This is a genomic window from Agrobacterium sp. 22-221-1 (genome assembly GCF_053522445.1).
In genome coordinates this window covers 166522-181353 of record NZ_JBNWCL010000005.1, presented here as the reverse complement: position 1 = coordinate 181353, position 14832 = coordinate 166522, and the positions used below count along the sequence as shown (strand labels likewise).

Here is a 14832-nt window from a genome sequence, read left to right as displayed (position 1 = left end):
CTGACGGGGACAGCGGGTTAATGTACCCGCTGCTCCATATGAGAAGTTTCGGGAGGCCGTATGGAAACCTGAAACGGGACAAGGCATCCAGACACTCGGCAATCGCCGTCAGTTCTCGCATTGCCTGATTAGCGACCTGATCTCGGTCGGTCCGAATAGCTTGACCAGATCGTTATCTATCGACGCGGGAATATAATCTTCGTTTTCCGCGGGCTTGATATAGGTCGAGGAATAGATCGGACCGGCGGGAAACGCGCCCGTGAGGCAGGCCTTCAATATCTTGATCTCCGTACTACCCCTGATACGCGGTCCCTGAATGCGGGAACGGCGCACCCGCTCCTGTAGTTCCGCGAGCCCGGCAACATCCTCAGGCTTAATCCGCCACACGGTCGCGGCTGTTCCCGCCCGTTTTTCCGGCCGGAACCCTGCAAGGGCGGCGGCATTCGTATCCTCTACCAGCGTATAGGTATAGGCGGTCTCGCCTTCCAACCCATCTGTCCGGCTCCGGGCGATCATCACGGCATCGCCGGAGCGCAACGAAAGATAGGAAGGAAGCTGCAGCCCCACCCGCACATGCTCGAAATTCATTGTCAGAAAATCGAGCCGCATGAGCTTGGGAATGCTGGAAATCGGCACTGTCATGCAGCCGGAAAGAAGCAGGAGCAAAATAAGCAATCGTGTGAAATGCGATAAAGTCAATTTTATCATGATCAAAACCTGAAAAACTGCAGCGATGCGGAAGGGCCGCCGGATCGGGTTTTCCGAAGCCGTTGCATCGCGCGCAAACTTGCGCGGGCGACATTGCCGCAACATTATGGGTTCCGGAACGCCCAGTGCGCGCGCACGTTGATATGTTCTGGAAATGGCAGCAGGGAGCGACCGCATGTATCGAAAAAATCTGGCGACGTTCTGCCTTCTCGTCACCTGCACCCCGGCCTTTGCCGGACAGATCGAGGATGCGACCTTCCATAGTCCCGCCCTGAACGCGCCGCTCCCCGTCAACATCTATCGCCCGGACGGCGCGCCGCCGGAAAACGGCTGGCCGGTGCTTTACCTCCTGCACGGCCATGATGGCGACCAGAACAGCTGGCGCGATCTCGGCAATATCGAAAAGACGCTCGATACGCTCATCGCTGCCGGCGCCATCCGCCCGCTGGTTGTCGTCATGCCCGGTGTGAAAAACAGCTGGTATGTGGATTCCGCCGCTGTCGGCGGCCCAGGCGATTACGAAACCGCCCTGACCGGCGATCTGCGCCACCAGATCGAAAAAACGCTGCCGGTGCGGAAAGATCGGGAAGGCCGCGCCATCGCCGGCCTCTCCATGGGTGGTTTCGGCGCCCTGCATCTCGCCTATGGCCATGAAGACCTCTATGGCGCCGTCGCTAGCCTGTCGGGCGCCATCTGGCAGAATGTCCCCGCCTCCGATCTCGACAAGACGCCTGCCGAACTCAAGCTCATTCAGGACAGCGCCTTTTTCCACCGGGTCGACCGCACCACCGTCACCAGCGGCATCGTGCTTCCTTCAACCGGCGACCATTTCTCCGGCGCCTTCGCCACACCTTTCGATGCGAGGCTCTTCAACGAAAAGAACGTCTTCACCCTCGTGGCACAGCATGTCGCCGAAAGCCAGGATTTGCCCGCCACCTACCTGACCGTCGGCGACGATGACGGCTTCTTCCTCTGGCGCGGCGCCATCGCCCTGCATGAGACGCTGCAAGCCGACAAGTGCAAATCCGAGCTGCGGGTGACCGATGGCGATCACGTCTGGTCAGTGTGGAAGGTCTCGATTATCGACGCGCTGAAGTTCATCGATAGGGAATGGGACAAGGCTGCCGACAAAGCCAAGGATTGAGGCGTGGAGCCTCTTTCTCGTCACCGGATAGATCCTATTATTTTCCGGCCCGCTTTTTCCCGCTCTTTCCCGTCACATTCAACGCCACCGCCGCCCGGATCAGCGCCGCCAGCGCCTCTTCATCCACCACATCCCCCTCGTGAAAATCAATCGCCCGCCGCATATTGCCCTCAAGGCTCGAATTGAACAGCCCCGCCGGGTCCTCCAGCGAGGCGCCCTTCGCAAATGTCATCTTCACCGCGCTTTTGTAGGTCTCGCCGGTGCAGAGGATGCCCGCATGAGACCAGACCGGCACGCCGCGCCATTTCACCTCTTCAACCACCTCCGGATCGGCCTTCCTGATCACCGCGCGAATATGCGCGAGCGTCTCACCGCGCCAGTCGCAGAGCTCCGCGATCTTCCGGTCGATGAAGTCCGATGGTGCGGTCTCCTTCGCATCTTTCCCCACCGTGTTTTTCGCCATGGCATCCTCCCGATTTCGACGCACGCCTGTTCCTTTTTTCAGCATAGACGAAATTTTCCTGTCCTCCCATGAGGAACCAAATCCGCCTCCCGTCGTTTCCTCCCCGAACGCAACGTTCAGCATACAAAGGGAAGAAACATCATGAAAATCAAGGTCATCGCTCTCGCTGCGGCAGCAGCGCTCTCCTCTTCCGTGGCTTTTGCCCAGACGGCCACTACTGCTCCTGCTGCCGGCGCGGACGCCACTTTGTCCGGCCCCGGCATTACCATGGGCACCAAGGCCAGCGGCCCGCTGAAGTTCGTTAATGTCCAGAAGACCGATCTCACCGCCTCCCAGCTCGATGGCATGGACATCTATAACGCGCAGAACGAAAACATCGGCGAAATCGAGGATGTCGTCATCGGCGACGGCAAGTCGGTGATCGGCCTTGTGGCCAGCGTCGGCGGCTTCCTCGGCATCGACAAGAGCTATGTGGTGCTCGACCCGGCTTCCGTCGCGGTCCACAACGACAACGGCACCTGGAAGGCCTATGTCGACACCACCAAGGAAGCGCTTCAGAACGCCCCGAAGCTCGATTACGACAAGCTGGACGACTGATTACCCCTGCAGTCCGCAAGCTTGTCCCCCCGCGCCCTGTCGCGGGGGTTTTCATATGTGGCGACCTATCGGAAAACCCGACGCTCCCCGCCGGAGGGCCCTTGCCTGACGGCGCGCCTCTCGCCTATCTTCGGCGCGCAAATCACCAAGGATCGCTGTGTGCCCGCCAATAGCCTCTTTTCCTTTGCCATCAGCACCGCCATCGCGCTCGGCGCCCTGCCGCTGTCAGCGCAGGCGGCCGACTGGAAACCGGCCGAGCAGATAAAAACCTATGCCATCAGCGGCAATACGGGCGGTGCGCTTTATCAATCGATTGGCGAACGCGGCCCGACCGCCGGCGTGCAGGCCATTGCCCACACCACCTTCAAGCTGACATGGCGGCGGGATTACCGTCCGCAGCCGGATGGCGCCTGCGTGCTGGCCACCGCAAGGCCCAATCTAACCATCATCTACACCTGGCCGAAAGCGCCGGCCAATCTGCCGTCCGCCGTCGCCGCCAGCTGGAGGACCTTCATTTCCGGCGTGGAAACCCATGAACGCGTCCATGGTGACCATATTCTCGACATGGTGAAAAAGATCGAAGCCTTCAGCATAGGGCTAAGGGCGGAGAACGATGCCAAATGCCAGAAGGTGCGCGCCGTTCTGCAACAGCGTCTGGGTGAGCTTTCCAACGAGCAGCGCCAGCGCGGCCGCGATTTCGACCGGGACGAGCTTTCCCCCGGCGGGCGGGTGCATCAGCTCATCCTCGCCCTCGTCAACGGCCCCTGAACGGCCGCCTATTCCGCCGCCTCGCCTTTCAGCAAAGGCTCGGCCAAGGTCACGCTTTCGAGCTCGTAGGAATAACCTTCGAGCATCGTATAGGCCTGTTCGATCGCCTCGATCTGGGCTTCGGCATTACGGATGGCTTCGGCGATGGACTGGCTGCGGGCGCGCAGCATGGAACTCAGCACATCGGTTTCCGGCTTGCGGCCGAGACGGTCCATATGTTTGCGAACCCGGGTGCGGTGCCGTTCCAGCTCGAGAATATGGAAACGGCTTTTCAGAATATCGTCGGTCAGCTTGCGGCGCATGGCGGCCACGGGGTCGAAACTACCGGGTTCGCGCTCGTCCAGAATGAATTCATTCACCAGCGTTTCCAGCATCAGCAGGCCCTTGAGGTCCTTGGCGTCGGCAAGCTGCGGATCGTAGCCGGTATCGTCGAATACCTTACGGCGCACCGGATCCTTCAGCAGCTCATAGGCCGTCTGCAGGCGCGCGAATTGCTCGGCATCGCCGCCGCTATCGGGATGCGCGGCCTTGGCCACCTTACGGTAGGCCGACTTGATCGCCGCCTCGTCGGCATCGCGCTCCACGCCAAGCAAAACATAGGGATCAATCACAAAAACACCTTCAAACGCAAACTGTTACCCGCATGCCCAACACCGCTCCCGTCTGGCACGCGGGCGGATCATAGGCCAATTCCGCCCGGCGCGGCACCCCGCCCCGGCGGTTAAACCGGCAAAGCCCACACAAAGCCTCGCGGCGCGCCGCATCGGAGCGGGCGAAAAAGCCCTTGATGCCGAAATTTGTCGGACCCAAGGCGACTATAATGACAGGCGGGACAAAATTGTGGAAAGCGGCGGCAAAACATGTCGCACGGTTCCGCACCGCGCCTGCCGCAACCGGCCGGAAAACACCAAGGGGAGAAGCGTAACCGGCGCGTTTTCAGGGGGTTATGGTGGAAAGACGTCAACGGGTGTAAGCTTGGCCTTTGGATTAGAAGGGAGGATGATCCGATGCCGCAAACGATTACCCAGACCGTCACGGACTATGTCCATGCCATGGCCTATGCGGATGAGAGCCTGATGCGTGACGTTTTCGACCCGCGCGCCAGCATCGTCGGAACCTTCGAAGGCGAGATCGAATGGCTGTCCCTGGAGGACTTTGTCGACCAGATGCGCAAAAGCGAACGCGGCCTCCCCGATCACGATCCCGCTTTTGAAATCATGGGCATCGACAAGGAAGGCGACAGCGCCTCGGTGAAGCTGACGACCCGTTTCGACGGTATGGATTTTTACGAATATCTCTCCCTGCTGGAACGCGACGGCAACTGGTCAATCGTGCACAAGCTCTATCACATAAAGCCGTAGGCCTCATCGAAACCGCCACCCCGCATTGTGCGCTTGCGCGTTCCACTCGCAGCCTCGGCTCGCGATCCGGTTATTTTGCCGCTGAGGAGCTAGAACAGGTCGCTGTAGATCGCCGTTATCCAGAGCGCGTTAAAGAAGAGCCAGATAACACCGAGCCACATAATTTTGCGGCTGCTATCGGTTCTCATCGCCACAATCGCGATAAGCAGACCGCCGACTATCCTTGCCAGGTACCATGGCCCGAGCTGTTCGAAGTGTTCCCTGCCCTTGATGTAGGTGTCCACCAGATCGAAGACGAACGAGGCCGCAAACAGGGCAAAGAACGCATGTCGCCTGCGCACGAAAAAACTTTCCCGTTCGGACAGTTCCTGAATGTGATCGGGATAAAGCAGCGTCGACATCAAAAAGAACAGCGACGTATAGACCAGAACGAAAATGTAGATCCAGAAATTCCAGTTGTGGATGAGCCGCAGGGCAAACTCCCACCACCAGAAATGCACAGCTCCAAGAAGCAGGACAATCGACCAGACGATCTGCGCGTGCATGCGGTCGGTTTTCTGCGGCTCCTGCAGCCTTCTGGAAAGACCGGACAACACCCTGGTAATGGCCAGGCCGAGGATGAGGCTTACCAATATCCGCAAATGACCATATGCATCCATTGAAAGCGCCCGCTGTTGCTCAACTTATCCGCCGAACAATATGCTTAAACCTTCGGGCTTTACAACTCTGACGGATGCCCCGCCCTTCCCGATCTCGCCTTCTAGTCGGCTAAACCGGCTTCCCGACGCGAGAGTCTCCCGGGCTGGCAGGCCGAAGCAGGGAATTCCAATTTTATCAGGGCTCAACCATCGGCAGCGGCAGACGCAAAGCGCCACCCGGTGCATTCAACCGAATAGATTTCAAGATTAAGCGATTGATTTTACTGGTGCCCCCGGCAGGGTTCGAACCCGCGACCCCCTGATTACAAATCAGGTGCTCTACCAACTGAGCTACAAGGGCAAGCCAGTGCCTTGCCAACTATCAGATTCTGACTTGGTGTAAAGCAAAAACTAACGCCGCGGCATCCACAGACCGCTTTTCCACACCGTGGCCGGCCGGGCTGTCCGCATGATCGCAATTGTAGCAAAAGGCCCGGAAAATAAGCGAAGTGTTTACGCAGCACCACTAGAATGGCGATGAAACATAACCATTCCAGTGAGAACAACGCATCATATGCGCGCGAGCATACAGAAAATCCAGCTGACGGGCACGATCATCATCGCCGTAAGCTCCATCCTGCTGGCAACCCTTGCCGCGCTGCCCAGCGTCTACAATTTTCTGCGTTATCGCACCAATGCCGCGCAGCTCACCCGCTTTGAAACCGCTCTCCAGTCCGCATGGCTGGTGTCGGCCGAACGAGGCCCCGCCAATAATCTGATGGGCGCATCCGTGCCGGATGCCAGGCTGGCCGAAGGGCTTGCCGCCGCGCGCAAGGCAACGGACAACAAGCTGTCAGAGCTGGAGAAATCCTTCGCCGACGATATCAGGACACAGCCTGAACTGGCGAAGTCACTTGCTGAAACCCGCCAGAAGCTCGAGCAATCGCGAGAGCTGGTCGATCAGGTTGCCGCGCTCCCTCCCGATGCGCGCAACCACGGCGCAATGTCCAACGCGATTTCATCGATGTTCAAGGCGGCGGACAGCGTCAATCTGCTGCGCGGCAGGGCCGCACGCGCCATCATCAAGGTGACGCCTGACGTGGCGATTGACATCGCACTGACGGGCACGGCGGGCGTGATGCGGGACCGGATCGGCCGCCTCGGTTCCTATGTGATCATGAGTCTCAAGGCGAACAGGCAGGAAAAGCTCGGTTATCGCACCAAATTCGATACCGAAATGCAGAGCCTGCTGTCACTAAGGGCATCGCTGATCAATTATACCGCCGCTTATCTCTCGACGCCGCAACTGGACGAGGCATTGCGCGATCTCGAAACCTATTATTTTGGCCAGGCTTTGCGTTACGCGCAGAACACGATCGTAATGGCCGTGCCATCCGCCCAGCCAAGCGCGCTTGAATTCTCCAGGAACTATATCGACGGCATGCGGTCGTCCGACACCCTGCGCGATCTTATTCTGTCCGAAACGCGCGCGCGGATCGAAAAGAAAAAGCAGGAGGCCCTGATCTATGGCGGAACCTCGCTCTTTCTCGCCGGCATCGCGGTTCTGGTTCTGTTGCGGTTGACATCCGTTTACAAAACCGCACTGTTCCGGCCCATGCAATCCGTCCAGGCGCAGATCGCCGCCATCGCCGGCGGCGATCTTTCCGAGAGCAATCATGAGGACAGGGTTGCTCCGGAAGTGAAGAAGATGTTCGAGGAACTGGATTTCCTGCGCGAACAGCTTCGCCAGAAGGGCGAAATGGAGAACCAGCAGCGTGCGCTGGCCGAACAGCTCCGCACCCTTTCCGAAACCGATGCGCTGACGGGCGTCTTCAACCGCCGCGCACTCGAAAAGGCGGTTCGCTCCATATTGACGGGCGAGGAGCAATGTCAGTCGCTCGGCGTGATGATTGTCGATATCGACCATTTCAAATCGATCAATGACCGTTACGGCCATGCCATGGGTGACATCGCGCTTCAGAAGACCGCGGGCCTGTTGCGCAGCGCATTGCGCAAGGACGACATTCTTGCCCGATATGGCGGGGAGGAATTCGTCGTTGTGTTGCAGGATGTCAGCCACGCCACGGCGACGGCCACGGCCGACCGCCTTCGCCGCCTGATCGAAGCCCAGACCATCGACGAGCAAAGCAGCCTGTCGCTGACGGCAAGTTTCGGCGTGGTCTGGCAGGAAGCGCGCGCGATCAAGAGCTGGGACGAGTTGATCGCCATCGCCGACGACCGGCTTTACGAAGCCAAGCGTGCGGGCCGCAACCGGGTCTGGGCAACCTATTTCCCAAAGGTCGCGAACGGCTAAGAACATCGCCGGCGGCGGACTTCGCCTCGACTAGATCAAATCCAGCGTCATGACCACGGGGCAATGATCGGAAGCCTTCGGACGATCCCAGCCGGTGCGGGGATAACGTTCGACCTCCTGCCCCGGCGGGAATATCGTCCGGAAAGGCTGTCCATTGCGAATGATTTCGGGAACATGCGTGGCGTTCGTCTCCGCCAGACGCGGGGACAGCCAGATATAGTCGAGCTGGCACAGATGCTGTTCCTGCGGCCCGCGTGAGTGGTAAAGCGTCCAGCGATCCATGACGTCACGGCGCATCATCGGATTGACCACGAAACCATCGGCCGAGAGGATATCGAGCGCGCTGCGCTCCTCTTCGACGGGCGTGAAGCTGTAGCCGCTGCGCCTGTCGCCGGAAATTGCGACACGCTCCTGATAATCATTCAGATCGCCGCAGATCGCGAAATTCTTGTTGCGGGTATTGCCCACACCCCAGCGGTTTTCAATGATACGGCGCACAGCCATGGCCTCCGCCTCGCGGATCGGCATGGTGGCGATGCGGGCGTCGACCGCATCGCGGGCATTGGTCATGGATTTGAAATGCGTGACGTAAAGCGTCAGCGGCTTGCCGCCGATCCTCAAATCGATTTCCAGGCAATCGCGTTTGAAAATCTTGTCGTCGATCTGGTTTGTGGCGGCAAGCGCGGGATTGAAGAGATCGAGATTGCGATAGGTCAGCGCCGCATGGCTCTTGATATCGACCACCTCGATCCTGTCGCCGTCCCGCGTCTCCTCGCGCATGACGACGGCGACATCGATGCCGCGACTGTCATTGCCCTCGACCAGATATTTCTGCAGGTAGCCATTGCCGACCATGCGATAGAGATAGCCATATTCGAAGGCCTGCAGCGCGGCCATGTTGTCCACTTCCTGCAGGCAGAGAATATCGGCATCCGCATCGGCGATGGCCAGCGCCGAAAGCTGGCGCGTATCGTCGGTGGAAGACACCATCCGCGCGCTTTCCAGCGCCTGATAGGTCGCCTCGTCCCTGATATCGAAAAGCTGGATCGCCCTGTCGCGCCGCGTCTGGTTGCGAAAGCCGGTGAAATCGAAACGGGTGAGGAGATTTTCGATATTGAAGGTGGCAAGCCGAAGCGACATGAATCAATCCTATTGCTGCGGGGAAAGCTTAGCTGGTGTCGCGCCGCCTCGCCAGTAGCTAGGGCCACGTCCTTCATCCTCCCTCATTCCTGTGCTTGTCACAGGAATCCAGTCAGCCCAAGTCCTTGGGCTAAAAGGACTCTTTTCGCCGCGCAGACGCGCGTCGGCTGGATCCCTGTGACAAGCACAGGGATGAGGGAAGTACACTTATCGCACTAAAGCCGCCACGCCGCGCGAATGGCCACCGGCAGACGGTCTCCGACTGCCACCGCTTCGCGCGAATAGGCCCTCAGCGCCTGCCCATCCGGCAGGTCGAGACGCAGGGCATAACGCTCGCCCTCATAAAGAACCGAGGTGACGGTGCAGGCGATGCCCTCCGCATCCCGCACCACATCCTGCGGCCGCACGAGAACATCCGCCTGCGGCAATCGCCTGCCGCTCTCCATCCCTGCCCGAAGCCCCGTCCAGTCGAGCTCCCGCGAAATCCCTTCCGGCACCGGCAAGGTCAGGATCGCCCCCTGCCCCACCAGCGAGCCGACCAGCCTGCCTTCGGGCCGCGCATAAAGCGCCGCCGGTGGCGCGACCTGCAACAGCTTGCCCTGCGACATCACGGCGACATCGGTTGCCAGCGCCATGGCTTCCGCCTGATCGTGGGTGACATAGATCATCGTCGCGCCCGAGCGGATGTGGAACTCGCGGAACGTCTCCTCCATCTCCTGCCGCAAATGCCGGTCGAGATTGGCGAGCGGCTCGTCGAGCAGCACCACGTCAGGCTCGGTAACGAGGCAGCGGGCGAGCGCCACGCGCTGCCGCTGGCCACCGGACAATTCAGCGGGACGGCGATCGGCGAAGCTCTCGAGGCGGACGGCGGCCAGCGCCTGGCGCACCTTGTCGCGATATTTCTCACCCGAAATGCCGCGCACCTTCAAGGGATAACCGGCATTGTCGGCAACCGACATATGCGGCCACAGTGCATAGGACTGGAACACCATCGCCATATTGCGCCGCTCCGGCGGCACCATGCTGCCGGCATCGGCCAGCACCCGCTCGCCGAGCAGGATGGAACCGTCGGTCGGCTGTTCGAAACCGGCGATCATGCGCAGAACCGTCGTCTTGCCGCAGCCGGAAGGCCCGAGCAGAGCGAGAAAACCGCCGTCACGCACGGTGAGCGAAACATCGTCGACGGCTGGTTTCGAATCGGCACCGAAACTTTTCGACAGGCGGTTGAGGATCAGTTTCGCCAAGGGACCACTCCTTTCGGCAGATAGCGCCCCAGAATTTCCAGCAGAGCCATGAGGAAAATCACCATGATGACGACAAGCACCGAAAGTGCCGAGGCAAGATCGAAGCTGCCGCTGTCATCGAGATTGTAAATGAGCACACCGAGCGTCTGGGTGCCGGCGGACCACAGCAGCGCCGAAACCGTCAGCTCGTTGCAGGCGATCAGGAAAACAAGGATGACCGATGCCCCCGCCGCAGGTCCGACCAGCGGCAGGATGATATCCTTCAGCCGCCGCCAGAAACCGGCGCCGGAGAGCCTTGCCGCCTCTTCCAGCGACGGATCGAATTGCAGGAAGGCGCTGACCATGGGCTTGAGGCTGACGGCGAAGAAGGAGGAGAAATAGGCGAGCAGAATGATCCAGATCGTGCCGTAAAGCGTGATGCCGACAAGCGGGATGGGAGCGGCGAAAAGCAGCACGAAGGAGACGGAAATCACCACCCCCGGCAGCGCATAGGGAATATCCACCAGCGCCGAAAGCAGGAACATGAAGCGGCTCTTGCCGCGCACCAGAAAATAGGCCGTCAGCACCGTCACCGCCAGCAGGCAAAGTGAGGTGGCCGTCGCCAGAAACAACGAGTTGCGGAAGGCGGTACGGGTCACGCTCTGGCGGTAAAGCAATTCCTCATAGGCATGCAGCGTCGCCGTCTTGATGCTGAGCGGCACGCCATAGGCAGGCGCGAGCGAGCTTGCCACCAGCGCCGTCAGCGGCGCCACCAGCATAAAGAACAGCACGAACCACAGGGCAAGCTCCGCCGCCACCCGCCACAGCCCAAGCCGGAAGGTCGCCGCTTTGCCGGAAAGGCCGATGATGCGATAGTCCCTGCCCTTCATCGCCCGTTCCTGAAGCGCAAGCCCGGCGACCGAGATGATGGCGATCATGGTGGAGAGAATGGCGATATCGCCGAAGGTGCTGGTGCCGAAACTGGCAAAACGGCTGTAGATCAGCGTCGGCAGGGTGAAGATCGAGGCGGGAATGCCGAGGATCGCCGGAATGCCGAAATTGCCGACACTGGACACGAAGGAAATCGCCGCCCCGGCGATCAATCCCGGCGTCGACAGCGGCAGGATGATATCGAACAGCACGCGACGCGGCGAAGCGCCGGAGAGCTTGGCTGCCTCGATGCCATCCTGCGGCAAGGCCAGCAGACCGGCCCGCAGCGACAGATAGACGAGCGGCGCATGCTGCACGCCGAGCAGAAGCGCGATACCCGCAATGGAATAAAGCGGCTGCGGCGATCCCATCGGCGGCGCAAGGCCGATGGCCTTCAACAGCGTGCTCGACGGGCCTGTCATGCCGATCCACGACAGCGCCGTCACCTGCGGCGGGATCATCATCGGCAGCATGAACAGGAAGCTCAAGATCGACTTGCCGCGGATGTCGCAAAGCGTCAGCGCCAGTGCGAAAGCGCCGCCGATGCCGAGCGAAATCAGCATACCGAAAAACGATGTGGAGAGCGTGTTCAGCGCCGCATCCCAAAGGGCGGGATCGGCGAGAAGTCGCCATATGTCACCGTTAAGTGACGATATGATGCCGGTATAGGCGAGCCGCCCGAGCGGCAGGGCGCTGAGCGCAAAAACAACGCTGACCACAAAAGGAAACAGCCAGCGCGGCTGGCTGCTTCCATAGGCATTGGAACGGGTCATTCCGCTTTATCAGCCCTTGGAGCCGAAAATATCGGAGAAGGTCTTCAGGTCCTGTTCGGAATTCTTCAGCGCATCGGCAGCGTTGAGCGGCAGAACCTTGATCTTGTCGCGGGCCGGGAAACCTTCCGGCATGCCGGCATCGGCACGAACCGGGATGTAACCGAGCTTGACGAAGCCCTGCTGGCCCTTTTCGGACAGCACGTAATCGACGAACTTCTTCGCCGCTTCCTCATGCTTGGTGCCCTTGATGATCGCGACCGGCTCGGTGACGGCCGAAACGCCCTCTTCCGGGAAGACGAACTCAACCGGCGCGCCCTTGGCCTTTTCGCGGATCGGCATGTAGTCGACGACGACGCCATAGGCCTTTTCGCCCGAAGCGACGGACTTCAGAACCGCGCCGTTGCCACCGCCGGCAATGGCTTCATTGGCCTTCAGCTGCTTGTAGTAATCCCAGCCGAGATCCTTAACGGCGGCAAGCGTCTGCGCATGGATCAGCGCCGCACCCGAGGTCAGCGGGCTCGGCATGGTCACCAGACCCTTGGCTTCTGCCTTGGCCAGATCCTTCCAGCTCGTCGGCTTCATCGCGGCGGCAGTGTTGTACATGATGCCTGTCGTGATGAGCTTGGTGGAATAATAGAAGCCGTCCGCATCGTAGAGCGAGGCGTCGATATTCTTCGCTTCCGCAGACTTATGGGCGAGAAGCTGGCCAGCCTGCTTCATGCGCTCCAGCGTCACGGTATCGGCGATCAAAAGCACGTCGGCAACCGGATTGCCGGCATTGATCTCAGCCATCAGCTTCGCCATGATCTTCGGCGTTCCGTCACGTACCCATTCAACCTCGAGACCGGGATTGGCGGCCTTGAAACCATCAACGGTCGCCTGCGCGTCCTCGTTGGGCTGGCTGGTGTAAAGCACCAGATCGGCGGCATTGGCAGCGGTGGCGATGAAGCCGAGCGACACGATGGCGGTGAAAGCGGAGAGCAGCGTTTTCATGGGTCCAGTCCCTGTTGTTTGGTGGGACCGCTAAAACATGATTGCATAACATGTATGTGACAGGCAGGATTTTTGGGTGTGATCTGTTGGGATCGTCGAGATTGAGGGGAACAGTGCCCCTTGGCGCTTGCGGCTCACCCCCCTCTGCCCTGCCGGGCATCTCCCCCTCAAGGGGGGAGATCGGCAAGAGGCGTTACCACCACTTCATTCGTGAGCGTTGAGATGGGCGAGACCTTGCCACAGGTCGATCTCCCCCCTTGAGGGGGAGATGTCCGGCAGGACAGAGGGGGGTGAAGCCACAACCTCCGTCACTCCCGAGAACCGCCGCCCTCAAATCGCCGGCAGCGCCTCGCCCGTTTCCGCCTGCGCCGTCGCGATCAATCGGCCAAGCCGCTTCATGCCTTCCTCGATCATCGCCTCATTGGCGCAGGAGAAGCTGATGCGCAGCGTGTTCGTACCCGAGCCATCCGCGAAGAATGCCCGGCCGGGAACGAAAGCGACCTTTTCCGTGGCGATGGATTTCGCCAGCAGTGCCGCGCCATCCATGCCCTCAGGCAACGTCACCCAGATGAACATGCCACCTTCCGGCTTCGTCCAGCGCGTACCCTTCGGCATATATTTGTCGAGCGCAGCCAGCATCGCGTCGCGACGGGCGCTGTAAGCGGCCTTGATCTTGGCGACCTGCTTGTCGAAGCCGCGCGAGGCGACACGTTCGATGGCGATCTGGTTGATGGTGGAGGAATGCAGGTCGGCGGCCTGCTTCATCAGCACCAGCTTGCGGATAACAGGCGCGGAAGCGACGATGTAACCGACGCGAAGGCCCGGTGCGAGCGTCTTCGAAAAGCTGCCGCAATAGATGGTACGGGTGTTCTCGATGCCGCCCGAGCGGGCGATGTCGAGCGCCATGATCGGCGGAACAGCCTCGCCATCGTAACGCAGTGACTGGTAAGCAGCGTCTTCGATGACGGCGATATCGAGCTCGTCAGCCAGCGCCAGAACCTTTTCGCGGCCGGCCAGATCGACGGTCTCGCCGGTCGGGTTGGAGAAATCGGCCGAGAGATAGGCGAACTTCACCGCACCGCCATGCTTGGCGGCGGTTTCGCGGTAGGCCTCCGGCGTGCGGTTACCGCCCGGATTGAGCTGGTCGTAATTCGGCTCATAGGCGTTGAAAGCGGAAAGTGCGCCGAGATAGGTCGGCCACGTCACCAGCGCCGTATCCTTCGGCGACAGGAACAGCTTGCCGAGATAATCGAGACCCTGCTGCGAACCGGAAACGATGAAGACATTGTCGGCGGTGCAGTCGATGCCGATCTCTGCCATTTCGCCCGCCAGCCATTCGCGCAGAGGCTTGTAACCTTCGCTCACCGAATATTGCAGCGCCGAGTTGACCTGCGAACCCGAAAAAATTTCCGCATAAGCCTGCTGGAACTCCTCTGCGGGAAAAAGAGCCGGGTCCGGAATACCGCCGGCAAAGGAGATGATATCGGGCTGCTCGAGCAGCTTCAGCAACTCACGGATTTCGGACGCTTTCATGCGCGAAGAGCGCGTGGCGAAAATTTGTTCCCAATTGAGCATGGGTACGTTTCCTCTTGTGTCGTTTTTATGCGTGCATCTTTACAGAAATGTCGATACGTCAGCAATACTGACTTATCAGTTTTTCGAATTATTTCTGCCTCCCTGCACCTTGCCCGCAACCGACCTGCCTTGAGACCCGATTTTGCGGACAAAGCCAAATACACCCTTGCGCAAAGCTTCACAATCACACCTTTGCGATTGACGC

Annotated in this window: 14 protein-coding genes and 1 tRNA gene; 5 read left to right on the top strand and 10 right to left on the bottom strand. The window is 60.0% G+C overall.

Going from position 1 to position 14832, the window contains the following annotated elements:
• Positions 1–108: 108 nt before the first annotated feature.
• Positions 109–675, bottom strand: coding sequence for a hypothetical protein (locus tag ACQZ5N_RS09925; RefSeq protein ID WP_448732802.1), 567 nt, complete (start codon positions 673–675; stop codon positions 109–111).
• Between the two features lie 208 nt (positions 676–883).
• Between ACQZ5N_RS09925 and ACQZ5N_RS09920 the strand changes: the two genes are divergently transcribed.
• Positions 884–1852, top strand: a complete 969-nt coding sequence (locus ACQZ5N_RS09920) for an alpha/beta hydrolase (RefSeq protein WP_448732801.1) — start codon at positions 884–886, stop codon at positions 1850–1852.
• A gap of 37 nt (positions 1853–1889) precedes the next feature.
• On the opposite strand, the gene ACQZ5N_RS09915 is transcribed toward ACQZ5N_RS09920, so the two are convergent.
• Positions 1890–2315, bottom strand: coding sequence for a DUF1801 domain-containing protein (locus ACQZ5N_RS09915; RefSeq protein WP_448732868.1), 426 nt, complete (start codon positions 2313–2315; stop codon positions 1890–1892).
• A 141-nt stretch (positions 2316–2456) separates the two neighbouring features.
• Here ACQZ5N_RS09915 and ACQZ5N_RS09910 point away from each other — a divergent pair, with 141 nt between their 5' ends.
• Together ACQZ5N_RS09910 and ACQZ5N_RS09905 are read left to right on the top strand one after the other, a co-directional pair.
• Positions 2457–2912, top strand: a complete 456-nt coding sequence (locus ACQZ5N_RS09910; RefSeq protein ID WP_003522438.1) for a PRC-barrel domain-containing protein — start codon at positions 2457–2459, stop codon at positions 2910–2912.
• Between the two features lie 159 nt (positions 2913–3071).
• Positions 3072–3680 (top strand): DUF922 domain-containing Zn-dependent protease, encoded by a 609-nt coding sequence (locus ACQZ5N_RS09905; RefSeq protein WP_448732800.1) that lies wholly within the window; start codon positions 3072–3074, stop codon positions 3678–3680.
• 8 nt (positions 3681–3688) lie between these two features.
• Here ACQZ5N_RS09905 and ACQZ5N_RS09900 read toward each other — a convergent pair whose 3' ends face one another.
• Positions 3689–4291, bottom strand: a complete 603-nt coding sequence (locus ACQZ5N_RS09900; RefSeq protein WP_003522436.1) for a J domain-containing protein — start codon at positions 4289–4291, stop codon at positions 3689–3691.
• Between the two features lie 396 nt (positions 4292–4687).
• Here ACQZ5N_RS09900 and ACQZ5N_RS09895 point away from each other — a divergent pair, with 396 nt between their 5' ends.
• Positions 4688–5041 carry a nuclear transport factor 2 family protein gene (locus ACQZ5N_RS09895; protein WP_003522435.1) on the top strand — a complete coding sequence of 118 codons (354 nt, stop codon included), beginning with the start codon at positions 4688–4690 and terminating at the stop codon, positions 5039–5041.
• 89 nt (positions 5042–5130) lie between these two features.
• On the opposite strand, the gene ACQZ5N_RS09890 is transcribed toward ACQZ5N_RS09895, so the two are convergent.
• Entirely contained in the window at positions 5131–5700 is a 570-nt protein-coding gene (locus ACQZ5N_RS09890; RefSeq protein ID WP_003522434.1) for a hypothetical protein, read from the bottom strand.
• Positions 5701–5964: 264 nt separating this feature from the next.
• Positions 5965–6040, bottom strand: a tRNA-Thr gene (locus ACQZ5N_RS09885).
• A gap of 213 nt (positions 6041–6253) precedes the next feature.
• Between ACQZ5N_RS09885 and ACQZ5N_RS09880 the strand changes: the two genes are divergently transcribed.
• A complete protein-coding gene (locus ACQZ5N_RS09880; protein WP_448732799.1) occupies positions 6254–7993 on the top strand; it encodes a GGDEF domain-containing protein in 1740 nt (579 codons plus the stop codon).
• 30 nt (positions 7994–8023) lie between these two features.
• Here ACQZ5N_RS09880 and ACQZ5N_RS09875 read toward each other — a convergent pair whose 3' ends face one another.
• The 5 genes from ACQZ5N_RS09875 to ACQZ5N_RS09855 all read right to left on the bottom strand — a co-directional run bounded on the left by ACQZ5N_RS09875 (position 8024) and on the right by ACQZ5N_RS09855 (position 14627).
• The gene (locus ACQZ5N_RS09875) at positions 8024–9133 is read right to left on the bottom strand and encodes an endonuclease/exonuclease/phosphatase family protein (protein ID WP_003522405.1); all 1110 of its coding nucleotides are present in this window, start codon (positions 9131–9133) and stop codon (positions 8024–8026) included.
• Between the two features lie 215 nt (positions 9134–9348).
• Positions 9349–10377, bottom strand: coding sequence for an ABC transporter ATP-binding protein (locus ACQZ5N_RS09870; RefSeq protein ID WP_448732798.1), 1029 nt, complete (start codon positions 10375–10377; stop codon positions 9349–9351).
• A complete protein-coding gene (locus ACQZ5N_RS09865) occupies positions 10365–12059 on the bottom strand; it encodes an ABC transporter permease (RefSeq protein ID WP_448732797.1) in 1695 nt (564 codons plus the stop codon). The genes ACQZ5N_RS09870 and ACQZ5N_RS09865 overlap by 13 nt, the downstream gene beginning before the upstream one ends.
• A 9-nt stretch (positions 12060–12068) precedes the next feature.
• The gene (locus ACQZ5N_RS09860) at positions 12069–13052 is read right to left on the bottom strand and encodes an ABC transporter substrate-binding protein (RefSeq protein ID WP_035223972.1); all 984 of its coding nucleotides are present in this window, start codon (positions 13050–13052) and stop codon (positions 12069–12071) included.
• Positions 13053–13382: 330 nt separating this feature from the next.
• Positions 13383–14627 (bottom strand): aminotransferase-like domain-containing protein, encoded by a 1245-nt coding sequence (locus ACQZ5N_RS09855; RefSeq protein WP_448732796.1) that lies wholly within the window; start codon positions 14625–14627, stop codon positions 13383–13385.
• Positions 14628–14832 lie beyond the last annotated feature (205 nt).

What these genes read in the sequence shown, in the direction of transcription:
- ACQZ5N_RS09920 (WP_448732801.1), top strand. Translation starts at nt 884, where the DNA reads ATGTATCGAAAAAATCTGGCGACGTTCTGCCTTCTCGTCACCTGCACC.
- ACQZ5N_RS09915 (WP_448732868.1), bottom strand. Translation starts at nt 2,315, where the DNA reads ATGGCGAAAAACACGGTGGGGAAAGATGCGAAGGAGACCGCACCATCG.
- ACQZ5N_RS09910 (WP_003522438.1), top strand. Translation starts at nt 2,457, where the DNA reads ATGAAAATCAAGGTCATCGCTCTCGCTGCGGCAGCAGCGCTCTCCTCT.
- ACQZ5N_RS09895 (WP_003522435.1), top strand. Translation starts at nt 4,688, where the DNA reads ATGCCGCAAACGATTACCCAGACCGTCACGGACTATGTCCATGCCATG.
- ACQZ5N_RS09890 (WP_003522434.1), bottom strand. Translation starts at nt 5,700, where the DNA reads ATGGATGCATATGGTCATTTGCGGATATTGGTAAGCCTCATCCTCGGC.
- ACQZ5N_RS09880 (WP_448732799.1), top strand. Translation starts at nt 6,254, where the DNA reads ATGCGCGCGAGCATACAGAAAATCCAGCTGACGGGCACGATCATCATC.
- ACQZ5N_RS09875 (WP_003522405.1), bottom strand. Translation starts at nt 9,133, where the DNA reads ATGTCGCTTCGGCTTGCCACCTTCAATATCGAAAATCTCCTCACCCGT.
- ACQZ5N_RS09865 (WP_448732797.1), bottom strand. Translation starts at nt 12,059, where the DNA reads ATGACCCGTTCCAATGCCTATGGAAGCAGCCAGCCGCGCTGGCTGTTT.
- ACQZ5N_RS09860 (WP_035223972.1), bottom strand. Translation starts at nt 13,052, where the DNA reads ATGAAAACGCTGCTCTCCGCTTTCACCGCCATCGTGTCGCTCGGCTTC.
- ACQZ5N_RS09855 (WP_448732796.1), bottom strand. Translation starts at nt 14,627, where the DNA reads ATGCTCAATTGGGAACAAATTTTCGCCACGCGCTCTTCGCGCATGAAA.